This is a genomic window from Rhizobium sp. NZLR10 (assembly GCF_019685125.1).
Classification (GTDB): Bacteria; Pseudomonadota; Alphaproteobacteria; order Rhizobiales; family Rhizobiaceae; genus Rhizobium.
Genome location: NZ_JABDWE010000005.1, coordinates 88,569 through 103,922, shown reverse-complemented (window position 1 = coordinate 103,922; position 15,354 = coordinate 88,569). Strand labels below are relative to the sequence as shown.

The window sequence follows — 15,354 nt, the reverse complement described above, 5'->3', positions numbered from 1 at the left end:
TCTCAAAAGAGAGTATTCACTATGGCAACCTTCTCCCAGAAGCCTGCAGAGGTGGAGAAGAAGTGGGTGATCATCGACGCCGAAGGGCTGGTCGTTGGCCGTCTCGCTTCCATCATCGCTATGCGCCTGCGCGGCAAGCACAAGGCAACCTTCACGCCCCACGTTGACGACGGCGACAACGTCATCGTCATCAATGCCGACAAGGTGGTTTTCACCGGCAAGAAATATTCCGACAAGGTCTATTACTGGCACACCGGTTTTGCCGGCGGCATCAAGGAACGTACCGCGCGCCAGATCATCGAAGGCCGCTTCCCGGAGCGCGTCCTCGAAAAGGCCGTCGAACGCATGGTTCCGCGTGGCCCGCTCGGCCGTCGCCAGATGAAGAACCTGCGCGTTTACGCCGGCTCCGCCCATCCCCATGAAGCCCAGCAGCCGGTCGCCCTCGACGTTGCCGTGCTCAACAAAAAGAATGTAAGGAGCGCCTGATCATGGCTGACCTCTCCTCCCTGAAGGATCTCGGCACGATTTCCGAAGCTGCTGCTCCGGCCCACGTCCGCAAGGTCGATTCGCTCGGCCGCTCCTACGCGACCGGCAAGCGCAAGAACGCCGTCGCCCGCGTCTGGCTCAAGCCGGGCTCCGGCAAGATCATCGTCAACGGCAAGGAATTCGCGGAATATTTCGCTCGTCCGGTGCTGCAGATGATCCTGCGCCAGCCGATCGTTGCGGCTGCCCGTGACGGCCAGTTCGACATCATCGCAACCGTTGCCGGCGGCGGCCTGTCCGGCCAGGCCGGTGCCGTTCGCCACGGCCTGTCCAAGGCGCTCACCTACTTCGAGCCGGGCCTGCGCCCGGTGCTGAAGAAGGGCGGCTTCCTGACCCGCGACAGCCGCGTCGTCGAACGCAAGAAGTACGGCAAGGCAAAGGCCCGCCGCTCCTTCCAGTTCTCCAAGCGTTAATCGCTTCGGACAGACGGAATTTACGAAGGCCGGGGAAACCCGGCCTTTTTTTGTTTGGCGCTGTTTAAACCAACCGGAAGCGCATCGGCATGTCATTGTCGCATTGCCGTTCTGCTGGTAGAAACTTGGCAAAGGGCTTCGAGAATGAGCGAAGCCGCAATCAGGGTTGCATCATGGGGACAACCAAGTCCGCAGACAAATAGGCCGCAACAACTCTGCCCTGTTGTTGCGGCGTCTGTCCGACCAATCCCGATACTGATGAAGAGACAGATCGCCGCCGAATGAAATCATTTGAGCGGGTTCTTTCCCATGTCTTATTCCAAAATCCAGCGCTGGACCTATTCCGTGCCGGCAGCCTTGCTGCTGATGGCGCCTTTCGACATCCTGACCTCTCTTGCCATGGATATCTATCTGCCGATCGTGCCGGTCATGCCGGAGGCGCTCGGCACCTCGCCTGATGTCATCCAACTGACCCTCAGCCTCTACATGCTCGTCCTCGGCGCCGGGCAGATCATCTTCGGCCCGATTTCCGATATTGTCGGACGACGGCCCGTCCTGCTCGCAGGGGCGGTACTCTTTGCCGCTTCCTCCTTCCTGCTGGCCGGCTCCTCGTCGGCGCCGCTCTTCGTGGCCTTGAGATTGCTGCAGGCAGTCGGTGCGTCGGCGGTCCTCGTCGCAACCTTCGCAACAGTGCGTGACGTTTACGCCGGACGTCCCGAAAGCATCACGATCTATGGCCTTCTCGGCTCCATCCTCTCCTTCGTGCCTGCATTAGGCCCGATCGCCGGAGCCTTGATCGCCGATCGCTTCGGCTGGCGGGCCATCTTCCTCGTCATCGGCCTGCTTTCGGTTGCCGCCCTTTTCAATGCCGGCATGCGGTGGCATGAAACCCGCCCCACCGTTACCGCGAAGATCGCTCTCCGCCCGATCCTCACAAGCTTTCCCTTCTGGGTTTATACCGGCGGCTTCAGCACGGCGATGGGGGCCTTCTTCGTCTTCTTCTCGACGGCACCCCGTGTGCTGATCGATAAAGCCGGTTTCTCCGAAATCGGCTTCAGCTTCGTCTTTGCCACAGTGGCGCTGGTGATGATCGTGACGGCGCGTTTCGCCAAACGCTTCGTCATGCGCTGGGGCATTGCCGGCAGCCTTGCCAGAGGCATGGCAATGCTGCTTCTCGGCGCCGTGCTGCTTGCCTTTGGAGAGTTGTTTCTGCAGCCTTCCCTGGTCAGCTTCGTCATGCCGATGTGGATCATCGCGATCGGCATCGTCCTTACGACGGCAGTCACCGCCAACGGCGCGCTCAACGCCTTTGGCGACACGGCAGGAACGGCGGTCGCGTTCTATTTCTGTGTCGAGAGCATCATCGTCGGCTTTGCCGGAACCGCCTTCGTGCTCCTGCTCGGCGGCGACAGCGCCTGGCCACTCGTGGGCTACGTCAGTGCGGCCGCGCTGACGACTCTGGCCGGATTGTGGTCCCTGCGGCGGCCGGCCTGACAGGAGCGGATGACGGCGGCTCGACGATATACGAGCGGCCGTCATCCGAACGATTGCTTGAAATCTGCCCGCGCCTCGCCTACCCCTTTCTGCGCGCAGGGGATCGGTCAATTCCTTCGTAAGAGACCCGCCCGACGCCCAGGCATCGAACGGCGTCATGCAATGCAGCGTCCGCATCGAACGCGACTATGGTTTTGCGACCGAAAAAAGGAGCATCACTTGGCGAACAGATCGATTGATCATGCCTTCACGGCGACCAGCCTCACCTCCGCCGCCAGCGACCCGACCTTTGCTGGCGCGCTGTCCTTCATGCGCCGCCGCTTCACCAAGGAGCTCGCCGGCGTCGACGTTGCCGTCTGGGGTATTCCCTTCGACGCCGCGACCTCGAACAGGCCGGGCACGCGCTTCGGGCCGCAAGCGATCCGGCGCGCCTCGGCGATCTTCGACAATGATCCGCAATATCCCTTCAACCGCGATCTCTTCACCGAGATGGCCGTCATCGATTACGGCGATTGCCTGCTCGACTACGGCAATCATCAGGATACGCCTGATGCCATCGAACGCCAGGCCAACGTCATCCTCGACAGCGGCGCTTTTCTGCTGACGCTCGGCGGCGATCACTACGTTACCTGGCCGCTGCTGAAAGCCCACGCGGCAAAACACGGGCCGCTCGCGCTTGTGCAGTTCGACGCGCACCAGGACACCTGGTTCGACGAAGAACGGCGCATCGACCATGGTTCCTTCGTGGCACGGGCCGCCCGCGAGGGCATCATTGATCCCGACCGCTCGATCCAGGTCGGTATCCGCACCCATGCGCCGGAGGATTTCGGCGTCAATATTCTCTATGGTCATCAGGTCGAGGAGATGAGCGCCGGCGATATCGCCTCGGCGATCATCTCGCATACGCGCGGCGCGCCGGCCTATCTCACCTTCGATATCGATTGCCTCGATCCGGCCTTTGCACCGGGCACCGGCACGCCGGTTGCCGGCGGCCCATCGAGCGCCAAGATCCTCTCGGTGCTGCAGCGCCTGCACCAGCTCGATATTCGCGGTGCCGATGTCGTCGAGGTGTCGCCACCCTACGACCATGCCGATATCACCGCCATTGCGGGGGCAACGGTGGCGATGTATATGCTGGGGCTTCATGCCGAGAGACGCGCCATCGCCGTGTCACAAGGCTGACGTATCATCCCAAAGTGAATCCGGAAACCTTCTGAACCCATTGAAAGCGCAGGTCTAACATGGCACCGAAAATCTTCATCGACGGCGAACACGGCACGACGGGTCTGCAGATCCGCACGCGCATGGCTGGCCGCCGCGATGTCGAGCTTCTGTCCATTCCAGAGGCCGAGCGGCGCAACGCGGCCATGCGCGAGGACATGCTGAACAGCACCGATATCGCCATTCTCTGCCTGCCTGACGACGCTTCCAAGGAAGCGGTGCAGATGGTTTCGGCCAACAATAACGTCCGCGTCATCGACACCTCGACCGCCTTCCGCGTCAATTCCGGCTGGGCCTATGGCTTTGCCGAAATGGACAGCGCGCAGGCCGACAGGATCAAGGCGGCCCGTTTTGTCGCCAATCCCGGCTGCTACCCCACGGGCGCGATCGGCCTCATCCGGCCGCTGCGTGCTGCCGGCATGCTGCCGGACGGCTATCCGGTGACGGTCAACGCGGTGTCCGGCTATACCGGCGGCGGCAAGCAGATGATCGCGCAGATGGAAAACCCGGATCACCCGGATGCGATCACCGCACCACATTTCCTCTACGGCCTGCCGCTGACCCACAAACATGTGCCTGAAATGACCGTGCACGGACTGCTCGACCGCGCGCCGATCTTCTCGCCGTCGGTCGGCAAGTTCGCACAGGGCATGATCGTCCAGGTGCCGCTGCATCTCGGCGACCTCGCCGAAGGCACGACGATGGAGAGCATCCATGCAGCCCTCGTCGCCCATTATGCCGGCCAGGATATCGTCACCGTCGTGCCGCTCGCCGAAAGCAAGGTCCTGCCCCGCATCAACGCCGTCGAGCTCGAAGGCAAGGACACGATGAAGCTCTTCGTCTTCGGCACGCCAGGCACCTCGCAAGTCAATCTGGTGGCGCTGCTCGACAATCTCGGCAAGGGCGCCTCGGGTGCTGCCGTGCAGAATATGGACCTGATGCTCGCCTCCTGACGTCATGACGCTCGATGTGCTCATCGCCGGCGTGCACGCCTGGTTTGCCGCCGCCCTGCCCGACCATGGCATCTATGCGCTGATGGCGTTCGCCGTCGTCGCCGGGCTCGCCCGCGGTTTTTCGGGCTTCGGCGCCGCATTGATCTTCATTCCGCTCGCCGGCGCGATCGTCGGGCCGAAGCTGGTCTCGCCGATCCTGCTCGTCATCGACGGCATTGCGACAGTCGGGATGATCCCGCCCGCATGGCGCGGCGCCAACCGACCCGAGGTCTTCGTCATGGCGGCGGGTGCGGCCCTCGGCGTCCCGGCCGGCACGGCGATGCTGGCGCTGCTCGACCCGCTGCTTTTGCGCTGGAGCATTACCATCATCGCGATCGCCCTACTCGCGCTTCTCGCATCGGGATGGCGATACCACGGCGCGCCTTCGGCAGCACTCAGCAGCGGCATCGGCCTAATCGCCGGGCTTTTCAGCGGCGCCGCGCAGCTCGGCGGGCCGCCTGTTGTCGCCTACTGGCTTGGCGGCAAAAGCGACTTCACGCGCGTCAGGGCGAACGTCGTTCTCTATTTCTCGATCTCGTCCGTCTTCAGTGCCATCAGCTATTATATCGGCGGACTGTTCGTGCCCACCGTCTTCGCACTGACCGCCATCATCCTGCCGAGTTATGCGGTCGGGCTTTACGGCGGCTCGAAACTGTTCGGACTCGCCGAGGAGCGGACCTTCCGCATCGCCTGCTACGTGCTGATCGCCGGCGCCGCGATCATCGGCATGCCGTTGCTCGATGGGGTGCTGCGTTAGAACAGGATGATTCAATCGCGCTCTGTGATCATCGTCCCATGCGGATATTCGCCGTAAAAGCCGCGCCAGTTGGCGACGGCGAAACCGAAAACCACCAGGGCACCGGCCTGATGCAGCAGGCCCCAGTGAAGCGGCACCTGCATCAGCAGCGTGGCGATGCCGACTGCGGCCTGCAGGGTCACCAGCGCGAAGAGCACGACGGCGCGGCGGGCATGGGTGGTCCATGGTGCGGCGCGCAGCGCGATCACCATGTTGATCAAGGTCAATGCGAAGAGCGTATAGGCGCCGATGCGGTGGATGAATTGCACCGTCTTCGGGTTCTCGAAGGCGTTGATCCAGAAGGGCTGCTGGATCAGCAGATCCGACGGGATGACGGCGCCATCCATCAGCGGCCAGGTATTGTAGGAAAAACCGGCGTCGAGCCCTGCCACCAGCGCGCCGAGATAGATCTGGAACAGTGCGAAAACGGCGATCGCGGCGGCAAAACCGCGCGAGCTTCGCGCCGGCGCCGGATCGCTGGAATGCCTGGAAAGCCCGCGCATGATCCACATGCAGCCGGCAAAGATCAGGCAGGCCATGACGAGATGCGTCGCTAGCCTGTACTGGCTGACGTCGGTGCGGACAGACAGGCCAGACGACACCATCCACCAGCCGATAAAACCCTGCAGGCCACCAAGCGCCAGAATGCCGACGAGCGGCCAGCGCAGGCGCTTTTCAATCCGCCCCGTCAGCCAGAAAAAGATGAGCGGCAGCGCGAAGATCACGCCGATGCCACGGGCGATCAGCCGATGCGCCCATTCCCACCAGAAAATGCCCTTGAACTCGTCGACGGTCATCGAGCTGTTCAACTGCTGAAACTCAGGAATGCGCTGGTAGAGGCGAAATTCCTCCTCCCATTCGGCAGCCGACAGCGGCGGGATGACGCCGTGGATCGGCTTCCACTCGGTGATCGACAGGCCGGAATTGGTTAGCCGCGTGGCGCCACCGACGAGCACGAGACAGAAGAGCGCCAAAAGCACGAAACCAAGCCAGAAACGCAAGGCGCGGCGGTCGCGGTCCTGCTTGCGCACTTCGCTCAGGATCGCCTGTTCCGTGGTCGGGTTTGCGACAGCCATGATGTCTCCTTCTATCCGGCAGTTGATTTGCCCCACCGGCTCATGCAAAACAAGCCCCGAACCTTTGCGGCATGCCGTCGCGCCGGCTCGCCCTGTCCATGCCGAGAGATAAACGATGCCCATTCGCCTCCGCAAATTCATCGGCACGATCCTCATCGTCGTGCTCGTGCTGGTCTATGCGCTGGTGGCGAACACGATCGCGGTGGCAGCGCTCGGCAACGCGCCCTGGTGGGGACACCTGCTCTATTTCCTGCTCACCGGCCTGCTCTGGGTATTGCCGGCAATGGTGATCATCAAATGGATGGCCGGACCGCCGCAGCAATAGGCCATTAACGGCCGAATAACCGTGATCGGCGGAAAACCTCGCCCGACGCGTGCAGTTAAACCAAATATACGTCTGGCATACCTACCTTCCCGTTCAGCATTCTTGACCGGAGAAAACCACCCGTGCAGACGCAAAAGCTCGATGTTCATGAACAGCCGTCGGAGGACGTGGCGCTGGCCCAAACGGCCATTTCGCGCCTGCGTCAGCTGAGCATGAAACTCGCCATGGCCGAAGTCGATATCGAAGTCTTCGACGCAATGCAGCCGTTGGAGGACGACTGGCGAGCGCTGGAGCGCGACAATCTCCAGTCACTCCATCAGAGCTATGATTGGTGCGCCGCCTGGGTGAGCGCCTTTCAGCGGCCGCTGGCGATCCTCAAAGGCACCTATGCGGGTCAGACGGCATTCATTCTGCCGGTCGAAATCATCAAGTCTCGGGGGCTTGCGACCGCGAAGTTCATCGCCGCCGATCACAGCAATATCAATACCGGCCTGTTCTCCGAGAGCTTTGCAGAGGCCGGCGGGACCATCGATCCCGGCAAGTTCGCCGGTCAGCTGCAGCAGGCGCTCAAGGGTCGGGCCGATCTGCTGCTGCTGCAGAACATTCCGCTGGAATGGCGCGGACGACCGACCCCGCTTGCGGGGCTGCCGATGGTGCAGAACCAGAATCATGCCTATCAGCTGCCGTTCTTTCCCGCTTTCGAGGACACGCTGAAGCAGCTCAACGCCAAGAACCGGCGCAAGAAATTCCGTGTTCAATCGAAACGTCTCGAGGCGGCCGGCGGCGTCGAATACGTTGTCCCCGAGACTTCGGAAGAACAGCACCGTCTGCTCGATATCTTTTTCCGCCTGAAGAGCGCCCGCTTCGCCAGCCTCGGCCTGCCCGACGTCTTCGCCGACAAGGAAACGCGGGCCTTTTTGCACGGCCTCATCGACAAGCGGGATGACGACCGGCGGTATTTCGGGCTGCAGATGCATGTGCTGCGGCTCAAAAGTGAGAATGAGGGCCGGGTCGCCGCAATTTCAGGGATTTCGCGCAAGGGCGACCACATCATCTGCCAGTTCGGCGCAATCGACGAAGAGCTCGTTCCGGATACGAGCCCCGGCGAATTCCTCTATTGGCAGACCATTTCGGGATTGCATGGCAAGGGCGTGGCGCTGTTCGATTTCGGCCTTGGCGACCAGACTTACAAGCGTTCCTGGGCGCCTGTGGAGACCGCGCATTACGACGTGGTGCTGCCGGTCTCGCAGTTCGGCGTTCTCGCCGGCGCCGCGCACCGGATCGTCACCCGCGGCAAGGCCCATATCAAGGCCCGCCCGAAGCTCTATAAGTTCACGCAGAGCATCCGAGCACGGCTCGGCTAAGCGGTCTTTGTCTTACGCATGTCGTTGCCGCAAAACCGCGGCACACTTTTGCGCGGCATGCGTTAGGCGGCCTGGCCGAGCCTCTGCTCCGCCGCTTCACCACCCGACATCAACACGACGCGCTCGTAGCCCGCAGCCTGGAATTCCGTCATCAGGGCAACGAAGATCGTCTCCTCGACTTCCGGCAGGGAGAGAATGATCTCGACGTCGCGGCTGCGCGTCAGCCGCGAGACGCCGGCGACATCGGCCGAACCGCATTCGACCACCACGAGGTCGTAGGCGGCGGCAAGCGCATCGAGCAGCAGCGACAGCCGGTCCACACCGCGCATGGCGCGGCGAACGTCACTCTGGCCCTGGGGAATGAGATGGGCATCGGAAAGGTGGTCGCCGTGGATCGTGTCGCCAAAAGCGGCCTCGCCGCATAGCAGATCGGTGACGCCAAGAGCGGCCTGGTCCTCGGCCATCAATTCTGTGGGATAACCGGAACCGGTCATATCGATCAGGATGACGCGGCGGCCGGCGTCGGCGAGCATGCGGGTCAGCAAAACCGTTGCCGCCGAGCCATTGTCACCGGTCGGAGATATTGCGATTGCCAGCGGCGCCCGGCTGCCTGCGAGATAATCCGCAACCGAGGCGATTGAGAATTCGTTCTCGTCCTCCGGCGCCGCCTCGGCAGCCTTGACGTCCTCGACCGGATCTTCGTCGGCGACCACGGCGAGCATGCTCGGCCGGACGGGCTTTCTGACGACAGCGATAACGGGAGCGGCCTGCGGGGTATCCCTGTCCTCGACGAGCGTTTCGGCCTCGATCGCCTCACGGGACGCATCGACGGCACGCAGCGCCCGGCCGCTGAAAAGTTCGGCCAGCATGGTGACGATGGCGCTCAAGATCAATGTCGCAACGGTCGCGACGACGACGATCGGCACCACCTTCGGGAAATAGGGATCGACCGGCTCGATGGCTTTGGAAACGATACGGGCATCGGCTGGGCTCGAATTGCTGTCGGCGCGCGAGGCAGCCTCGCGGTAGCGCACCAGATAGGTTTCGAGCAGCTGCCGCTGGGCGGTCGCCTCGCGCTCCAGCGCATTAAGACCGACCTCGTCTTCACCGGCGCGAGCGCTATTGGCCTGCACCGTATCCGACTGCCGCTCAAGCTCGCTCGCTCTCAGATCTGCGACCTTGGATTCGTTGTCGATGCTCGCCAGAATCTTCTGGGTCTCCTGGCGGATCTGAGCCCGGATATCGGAGAGCTGGGCACGCAGGCTTTTCAGCCGCGGATGATTGTTGAGAAGGCTGGTCTGCAGGTCTGAAATCTGCGACTGCAGGCCGGATTCCGTCGCTTTCAGCCGCTGGATCGCCTGGGACGACATGATGTCCGGCAGCGTGTCGGAGGCCTCGCCCGAAGACAGCGCATTGCGCACCGCCTGCGCCCTCGCCTCGGCATTGGCCTTGTCGCCGCGCACACGGGTCAGCTCAGCAGAGATATCGTTCAGCTGCTGGGCCGGAAAGGTGGTCGTGCCGTTGGTCTGCAGCAGCCCGTGGGAGGTGCGATATTCAGCGACCTTCTTCTCGGCTTCGCTGACCTTGCCACGCAGGCCTTCGATCTCCGGCTCCAGCCAGCGCGTCGCTTCGGAATTGGAATCGAGCTTGGCGCCGCTCTGCGTCGAAAGATAGACATTGGCCATGGCGTTCGGAATGGCGGCGGCGAGCTTCGGGTCCTTCGAAGTAAAACTGATGCCGATGACGCGTGAACCCGGCACCTGGTAGACCTGCAGGCGTTCGACGAAGGCATCGATCACTCGCTCTTCCGGCGGATTCTCCAGCGGGTTCTTCTTCAGATGCAGCTTCACCAGGATGCTGCTCATCGCCGAGCCGTCGGCTGCATCGTCGAATTCCGGCAGGTTATAGAGCTTCAGGTCGTTGATGACCTTCTTGAGAAGATCGGCCGATTGCAGCAGCTGCACCTGGCTGGCGATATTCAGCTCATCCATCAGCGGACCGGCGCTGGCGTCGTTGGCCTGCTGGGTGCTGGCGAAGGCCGGCGCGCGGGGTTCGATCAGAATGCGCGTTTCGCTGCGAAATTGTGGCGACATGATCTTGGCGCCTGTAAAGGCGACGCCCGCCCCCACGAGGGTAATCGCCAGAATCCGCAGACGGCGCGCCCAGACGGCGCGGACCAACTGGCCGAGGTCGATGTCCACATCCTGATCACGCGCTACGCCGGACATGCTCTTACTCCACAACAAAGGTGCCGCAAGCGTAAACGACCATGGTAACTCAACGGTTAATGGCAATCTTGCGGAGTAATGAGCGGAGCATGATGCCGAAAAGTGTGAGCGGTTTTGGGCGACATCATGCTCTGACTTTTAATTTAGAACAGGATTCAGATCTGAGGCCGATCCGGCCTAAGATCATCCTGTTCTAAGGAGCGATGAAGGAAACCAGGAAATTGCAAGCGGCCTTTACCGGGCATTAACCCTAACGGATCGATAACGGCTCTACCGAGTTCATTTTCTGTGAGCACAAACGGATGTCTGTCGTCCAGCCCAAGATCCTTTTGGCCCTGAGCCTTGCAGCCATGACGGCAGCATTGGGCGGCTGCACGACGTACAAGCCGGCTCCGAAGGCCTTCAACGAGGCGACTATCCAGCCCTATACGCTGGACAGCGGCGATCGGTTGCGCGTTACCGTCTTCGACCAGCAGAGCCTGACCAACACCTATACGGTGGATCAGGCCGGCTATATTGCCTTCCCCCTCATCGGCCAGGTCCCTGCCCGCGGCCGAACTCTGCAGCAGCTCTCGGGGCAAATCGCTCAGAAACTGCAACAGGGCTATCTTCGCGATCCCGACGTCACCATCGATGTCGATCGCTACCGTTCGATCTTTCTCATGGGCGAAGTCGGCCAACCCGGCCAGTATGCCTATGTCCCCGGCATGACGGTGCAGAATGCTATCGCGGTCGCTGGCGGCTTTACCGGCCGCGCCAACCAGAGCATGGTCGACGTCACCCGCAAGATCAACGGACGAGTGCTGACCGGCCGCATCAACATATCGGGGCCGATTATCGCCGGCGACACGATCTATGTTCGCGAACGGCTCTTCTGAATGATGGCAGAACAGCAGCCGCTCCGCATCCTCCATTGCTTCAGGTCGCCGGTCGGCGGGATTTTCCGACATGTCCGCGACCTCGTCGAGGAGCACAGCAAGGCCGGTCATGAAATCGGCATCCTCTGTGACAGCTCGACTGGCGGCGAATACGAGGACAGCCTGTTCGACGATATCCGTCCCTATCTCTCGCTCGGCCTGACACGCGTGCCGATCCGGCGCTCGATCAGTCCGTCAGATATTGCGACGATGTGGGATACATACAAGAAAATCAAAAGTTTGCGGCCGGATGTGCTGCACGGACACGGCGCCAAGGGCGGCGTGCTCGCGCGACTTGCCGGCTCAGCGTTGCGGGTGAACAGGTATCGCGTAGCCCGCCTCTACACCGCGCATGGTGGAAGCCTGCATTATTCGCGTTCCTCGTTCAGTGGACAGTTCGTCCTCAGGATGGAGCGCCTGCAGGAATATTTCACCGATGCGCTGGTCTTCATCTGCGAATACGAGCGCGACACCTATGCGCGCAAAGTGGGTAAGCCGCGGACGAAGACGAGACTGATCTATAACGGTATCGCCGAGCGCGATTTCGAGCCGATCCCGACCCGCTCGGATGCGGTGCATTTCATCTATGTGGGAATGCTCCGGGACCTCAAGGGTCCCGATCTGTTTGTCGATGCCTTCGCCAAGACCGAACGGCTGCTCGGCAGGCCGCTGTCGGCACTGATGATCGGCGACGGGCCGGATCGCGATCGCTACCGCGAGATGATGGTCGAGCGCGGCCTCGGCAAACGCATCGGCATGCTACCGGCGATGCGGGTCCACGAAGCCTTCTCCATGGCGCAGAACCTTGTCGTTCCCTCGCGCGCCGAAGCCATGCCCTATATCGTGCTCGAAGGGCTCGGCGCCGGCAAGACGATCATCGCAAGCCGTGTCGGCGGCATTCCCGAGGTGCTCGGCGCCGACAGCGCAGCCCTTGTGGAGGCCGGGAATTCCGACGATCTCGCGCGCGTCATGGCGGAAACGCTGAGCACACCCGACTGGCACGCCAGGACGATGCCGAAGCCCGAGGCGGTGAAGGCGGTGTTTTCCTCCGCCGTCATGGCACGCGATGTCCTGAAATTGTACCATGAACTCGTCGGTGCCGCCGACCGTCAAGCAATGCCCGCCGCCTCGTAAATATTTCTTAGGGGCTTTCTGGTATTTCGCTTGGTGACAACGAGCGAAAAAGCCCCATGAACAAGCTGGAAAAAGGCGATCAATTCGACGTGGAAGCACTGCGCAAGCAGGTCTCCGACATCGAGGTGCGCGGCGACGCGGGTCAGGAAAAACCTTCCGGCCCGACCGAAATCAACCCCTATGCCCGGCAGATCGCCGAACAGTTCCGCGATGGAACCAATTCGCCTGTCATCATCATCGGGCAATTGCGGCTGCTGGAATTCCTGGCGCTCTTCGCGATCGCCCTGATCGTTCACACTTTCTGGCCCGGCGACGGCCATGATTCCTCCTGGATGCGGGCGGGCATGGCGGCGATCGCTTCGGCCTTGACCGTCATCGGCCTCCAGCTTGCCGACACCTACACCATCCCAGCGCTTCGGGCCAAGCTGCGGCTGATCCCGCGCATTCTGGCTTCGTGGACGATCGCGCTTCTCCTGACCGTCGGCCTGTTCGCTCTGGTTCGCGGCAGCACATGGGCGATGGTCGTCGACGCCTTTATACCCTGGTTTGCAGCCGGCGCGCTCTTCCTTGCCGCCGAGCGTTTCCTCGTCACCTACGGCATCCGCAACTGGGCGCGCAACGGCATCATGGAGCGCCGCGCCGTCATCGTCGGTGGCGGTGAGCCGGCCAAGGACCTGATCCGCATCCTCGAACAGCAGGATGACAACGACATCCGCATCTGCGGCATCTTCGACGATCGCGGCGAAAAGCGCTCGCCGATCATGGTCGCAGGCTATCCGAAGCTCGGCACCGTGGCCGAACTCGTCGAATTCGTGCGGCTGACGCGCATCGACATGCTGATCATCGCTCTGCCGCTTTCGGCCGAGGCGCGTATCTACGACCTTTTGAAGAAGCTCTGGGTTCTGCCGGTCGATATCCGCCTTGCCGCGCATGCCAACCGGCTGCGTTTCCGGCCGCGCGCCTATTCGCATGTCGGCTCGGTGCCGATGCTCGACATTTTCAAGATGCCGATCCGCGACTGGGATTCCGTCGCCAAGCGCGGCTTCGACATCTTCTTCACCGTCGTCGCGCTGGCGCTGCTCTGGCCGCTGATGGTAGCGACGGCGATTGCCATCAAGGCAACCTCCGAAGGCCCGGTTTTCTTCATGCAGAAGCGCCACGGCTTCAACAACGAAATCATCAACGTCTTCAAATTTCGCTCGATGTACACCAATATGGCCGACCCTACGGGAAAGGCCGCGGTCACCAAGGGCGATCCGCGTGTCACCCGCGTCGGCCGCTTCATCCGCAAGACCTCGATCGACGAATTGCCACAGTTTTTCAATGTCTTGAGGGGCGAGCTTTCGCTGGTCGGGCCGCGCCCGCATGCGGTTCTCGCCCAAGCCCGCGACCGCGCCTTCGGCGATGTCGTCGAGGGTTATTTCGCCCGCCACCGCGTCAAGCCCGGCGTCACCGGCTGGGCCCAGATCAATGGCTGGCGCGGTGAGGTGGACAATGACGAGAAGATCAAGTTCCGCACCGCATACGACCTCTATTACATCGAGAACTGGTCGCTCTGGTTCGATCTCAAGATCCTGTTCCTGACGCCGATCCGGCTGCTCAATACGGAAAACGCCTATTGACCGCGATCGAGGCGACATATCCGCGTGTCGCCCAGCCGCAGCGGATGACGCTGCGCCTGATCGGCTCGGCCTTCGTCGCCTTCGGCGTCTTCCTTTCCGGTTTCGTGATCGACGAGCCGGCACCCTACGAACTCTGGATGGCGGGGTTGATCGGCCTCTGGTTCATCCTGGGCCTCAGGATTTCGCGCGGCGTGGCGCCGCTGCTTGCCCTGCTGCTCACCTTCAATATCGGCGGCATGCTGTCGCTGACGCAGATGAAGGATCTGGCGACAGGGCCGATGTATATTGCGGTGTCGACCTTCCTGGCGCTGACGGCGGTCTTCTACGCAGCGATTATCGAGGATAGCCACAAGCGGCTGCCGCTGATCTTCAACGCCTGGACCTTCGCCGCCGTCGCCACCTCAGCGCTCGGCATACTCGGCTATTTCCATGCCTTTCCAGGCGCGGAAATCTTCACACTCTATGACCGCGCCAAGGGCGCCTTCCAGGACCCGAACGTCTTCGGCCCCTTCCTGGTGCCGCCATCACTCTATCTCGTCCACGGCATTCTGGTGGGCGACCTGAAGAAATCACCGCTGAAGGCTGCCGCCTTGCTCGTACTTGCGCTCGGCATCTTCCTGTCCTTTTCCCGCGCCGCCTGGGGTCTGTTCGCGCTCGGCGTGGGGCTGCTGATCTTCATCATGCTGCTCAAGGAGCGCAGCGGCGCCTTTCGCCTCAGGGTGCTGGTGCTGTCGCTGGCGGCGATCATCATCTTGGTCGCTTCGCTGCTGGTGGCGCTGCAGATTCCGAAGGTCGCCGAACTGTTTTCGGCGCGCGCCCAGCTGGTGCAGCAATATGACGGCGAGCATCTCGGCCGTTTCGAGCGCCACCGGATCGGCTTCACCATGATGATGGAGCGCCCGCTCGGCATCGGCCCGCTGGTGTTCGGCACAATGTTTCCCGAGGACGAGCACAATATCTGGCTGAAATCGCTCACCACCTATGGCTGGCTCGGCTTCGTTAGCTATGTCGGCATGCTCATCTGGACGCTTGCGCTCGGCTTCCGATACCTGCTGCTCGACCGCCCGTGGCAACCCTTCCTGATGATCGCCTGGATCTCGGTTCTCGGCCATGCGACGATCGGCAACGTCATCGATATCGACCACTGGCGCCATGTCTATCTGCTGCTCGGCACTGTCTGGGGCTGTGCGGCACTAGAAGTGCGCCACAGGCGTGGCCGGAGGCCATAG

At 62.0% G+C, this 15,354-nt stretch carries 14 protein-coding genes; 12 read left to right on the top strand and 2 right to left on the bottom strand.

Annotated elements, in window-relative coordinates; genetic code table 11:
• Positions 1–21 precede the first annotated feature (21 nt).
• From rplM to HJB82_RS09770, 6 genes are all read left to right on the top strand, one after another.
• Positions 22–486 (top strand): 50S ribosomal protein L13, encoded by a 465-nt coding sequence (rplM, locus tag HJB82_RS09795; RefSeq protein ID WP_164008904.1) that lies wholly within the window; start codon positions 22–24, stop codon positions 484–486.
• Positions 487–488: 2 nt separating this feature from the next.
• Entirely contained in the window at positions 489–956 is a 468-nt protein-coding gene (rpsI, locus tag HJB82_RS09790; RefSeq protein WP_207583768.1) for a 30S ribosomal protein S9, read from the top strand.
• A gap of 309 nt (positions 957–1,265) precedes the next feature.
• The gene (gene cml, locus HJB82_RS09785) at positions 1,266–2,450 is read left to right on the top strand and encodes a CmlA/FloR family chloramphenicol efflux MFS transporter (protein ID WP_207583767.1); all 1,185 of its coding nucleotides are present in this window, start codon (positions 1,266–1,268) and stop codon (positions 2,448–2,450) included.
• 219 nt (positions 2,451–2,669) lie between these two features.
• Positions 2,670–3,632, top strand: coding sequence for an agmatinase (speB, locus tag HJB82_RS09780; protein ID WP_207583766.1), 963 nt, complete (start codon positions 2,670–2,672; stop codon positions 3,630–3,632).
• Between the two features lie 59 nt (positions 3,633–3,691).
• Positions 3,692–4,624 (top strand): N-acetyl-gamma-glutamyl-phosphate reductase, encoded by a 933-nt coding sequence (gene argC / locus HJB82_RS09775; protein ID WP_207583765.1) that lies wholly within the window; start codon positions 3,692–3,694, stop codon positions 4,622–4,624.
• Between the two features lie 4 nt (positions 4,625–4,628).
• On the top strand, positions 4,629–5,420 hold the full coding sequence (locus HJB82_RS09770; RefSeq protein WP_207583764.1) for a sulfite exporter TauE/SafE family protein: 792 nt from the start codon (positions 4,629–4,631) through the stop codon (positions 5,418–5,420).
• Positions 5,421–5,431: 11 nt separating this feature from the next.
• On the opposite strand, the gene HJB82_RS09765 is transcribed toward HJB82_RS09770, so the two are convergent.
• Complete coding sequence (locus tag HJB82_RS09765) at positions 5,432–6,535, bottom strand: COX15/CtaA family protein (protein ID WP_207583763.1); 1,104 nt, start codon at positions 6,533–6,535, stop codon at positions 5,432–5,434.
• 115 nt (positions 6,536–6,650) lie between these two features.
• Between HJB82_RS09765 and HJB82_RS09760 the strand changes: the two genes are divergently transcribed.
• Positions 6,651–6,860: a DUF2842 domain-containing protein gene (locus tag HJB82_RS09760; RefSeq protein WP_207583762.1), complete on the top strand. Its 210-nt coding sequence runs from the start codon at positions 6,651–6,653 to the stop codon at positions 6,858–6,860.
• Positions 6,861–6,982: 122 nt separating this feature from the next.
• Positions 6,983–8,224, top strand: coding sequence for a GNAT family N-acetyltransferase (locus HJB82_RS09755; RefSeq protein ID WP_207583761.1), 1,242 nt, complete (start codon positions 6,983–6,985; stop codon positions 8,222–8,224).
• A 62-nt stretch (positions 8,225–8,286) separates the two neighbouring features.
• On the opposite strand, the gene HJB82_RS09750 is transcribed toward HJB82_RS09755, so the two are convergent.
• Positions 8,287–10,452 carry a GumC family protein gene (locus HJB82_RS09750; RefSeq protein ID WP_207583760.1) on the bottom strand — a complete coding sequence of 722 codons (2,166 nt, stop codon included), beginning with the start codon at positions 10,450–10,452 and terminating at the stop codon, positions 8,287–8,289.
• Positions 10,453–10,754: 302 nt separating this feature from the next.
• Between HJB82_RS09750 and HJB82_RS09745 the strand changes: the two genes are divergently transcribed.
• Genes HJB82_RS09745 through HJB82_RS09730 form a run of 4 tightly spaced genes read left to right on the top strand, consistent with a single transcriptional unit; the run spans position 10,755 to position 15,354 of the window.
• Entirely contained in the window at positions 10,755–11,330 is a 576-nt protein-coding gene (locus HJB82_RS09745) for a polysaccharide biosynthesis/export family protein (protein ID WP_207583759.1), read from the top strand.
• A gap of 3 nt (positions 11,331–11,333) precedes the next feature.
• The gene (locus tag HJB82_RS09740) at positions 11,334–12,503 is read left to right on the top strand and encodes a glycosyltransferase family 4 protein (RefSeq protein WP_207584286.1); all 1,170 of its coding nucleotides are present in this window, start codon (positions 11,334–11,336) and stop codon (positions 12,501–12,503) included.
• A gap of 56 nt (positions 12,504–12,559) precedes the next feature.
• Positions 12,560–14,125, top strand: coding sequence for an undecaprenyl-phosphate glucose phosphotransferase (locus HJB82_RS09735; protein ID WP_207583758.1), 1,566 nt, complete (start codon positions 12,560–12,562; stop codon positions 14,123–14,125).
• On the top strand, positions 14,122–15,354 hold the full coding sequence (locus HJB82_RS09730; RefSeq protein WP_221139886.1) for an O-antigen ligase: 1,233 nt from the start codon (positions 14,122–14,124) through the stop codon (positions 15,352–15,354). Before HJB82_RS09735 ends, HJB82_RS09730 begins: the two co-directional genes overlap by 4 nt.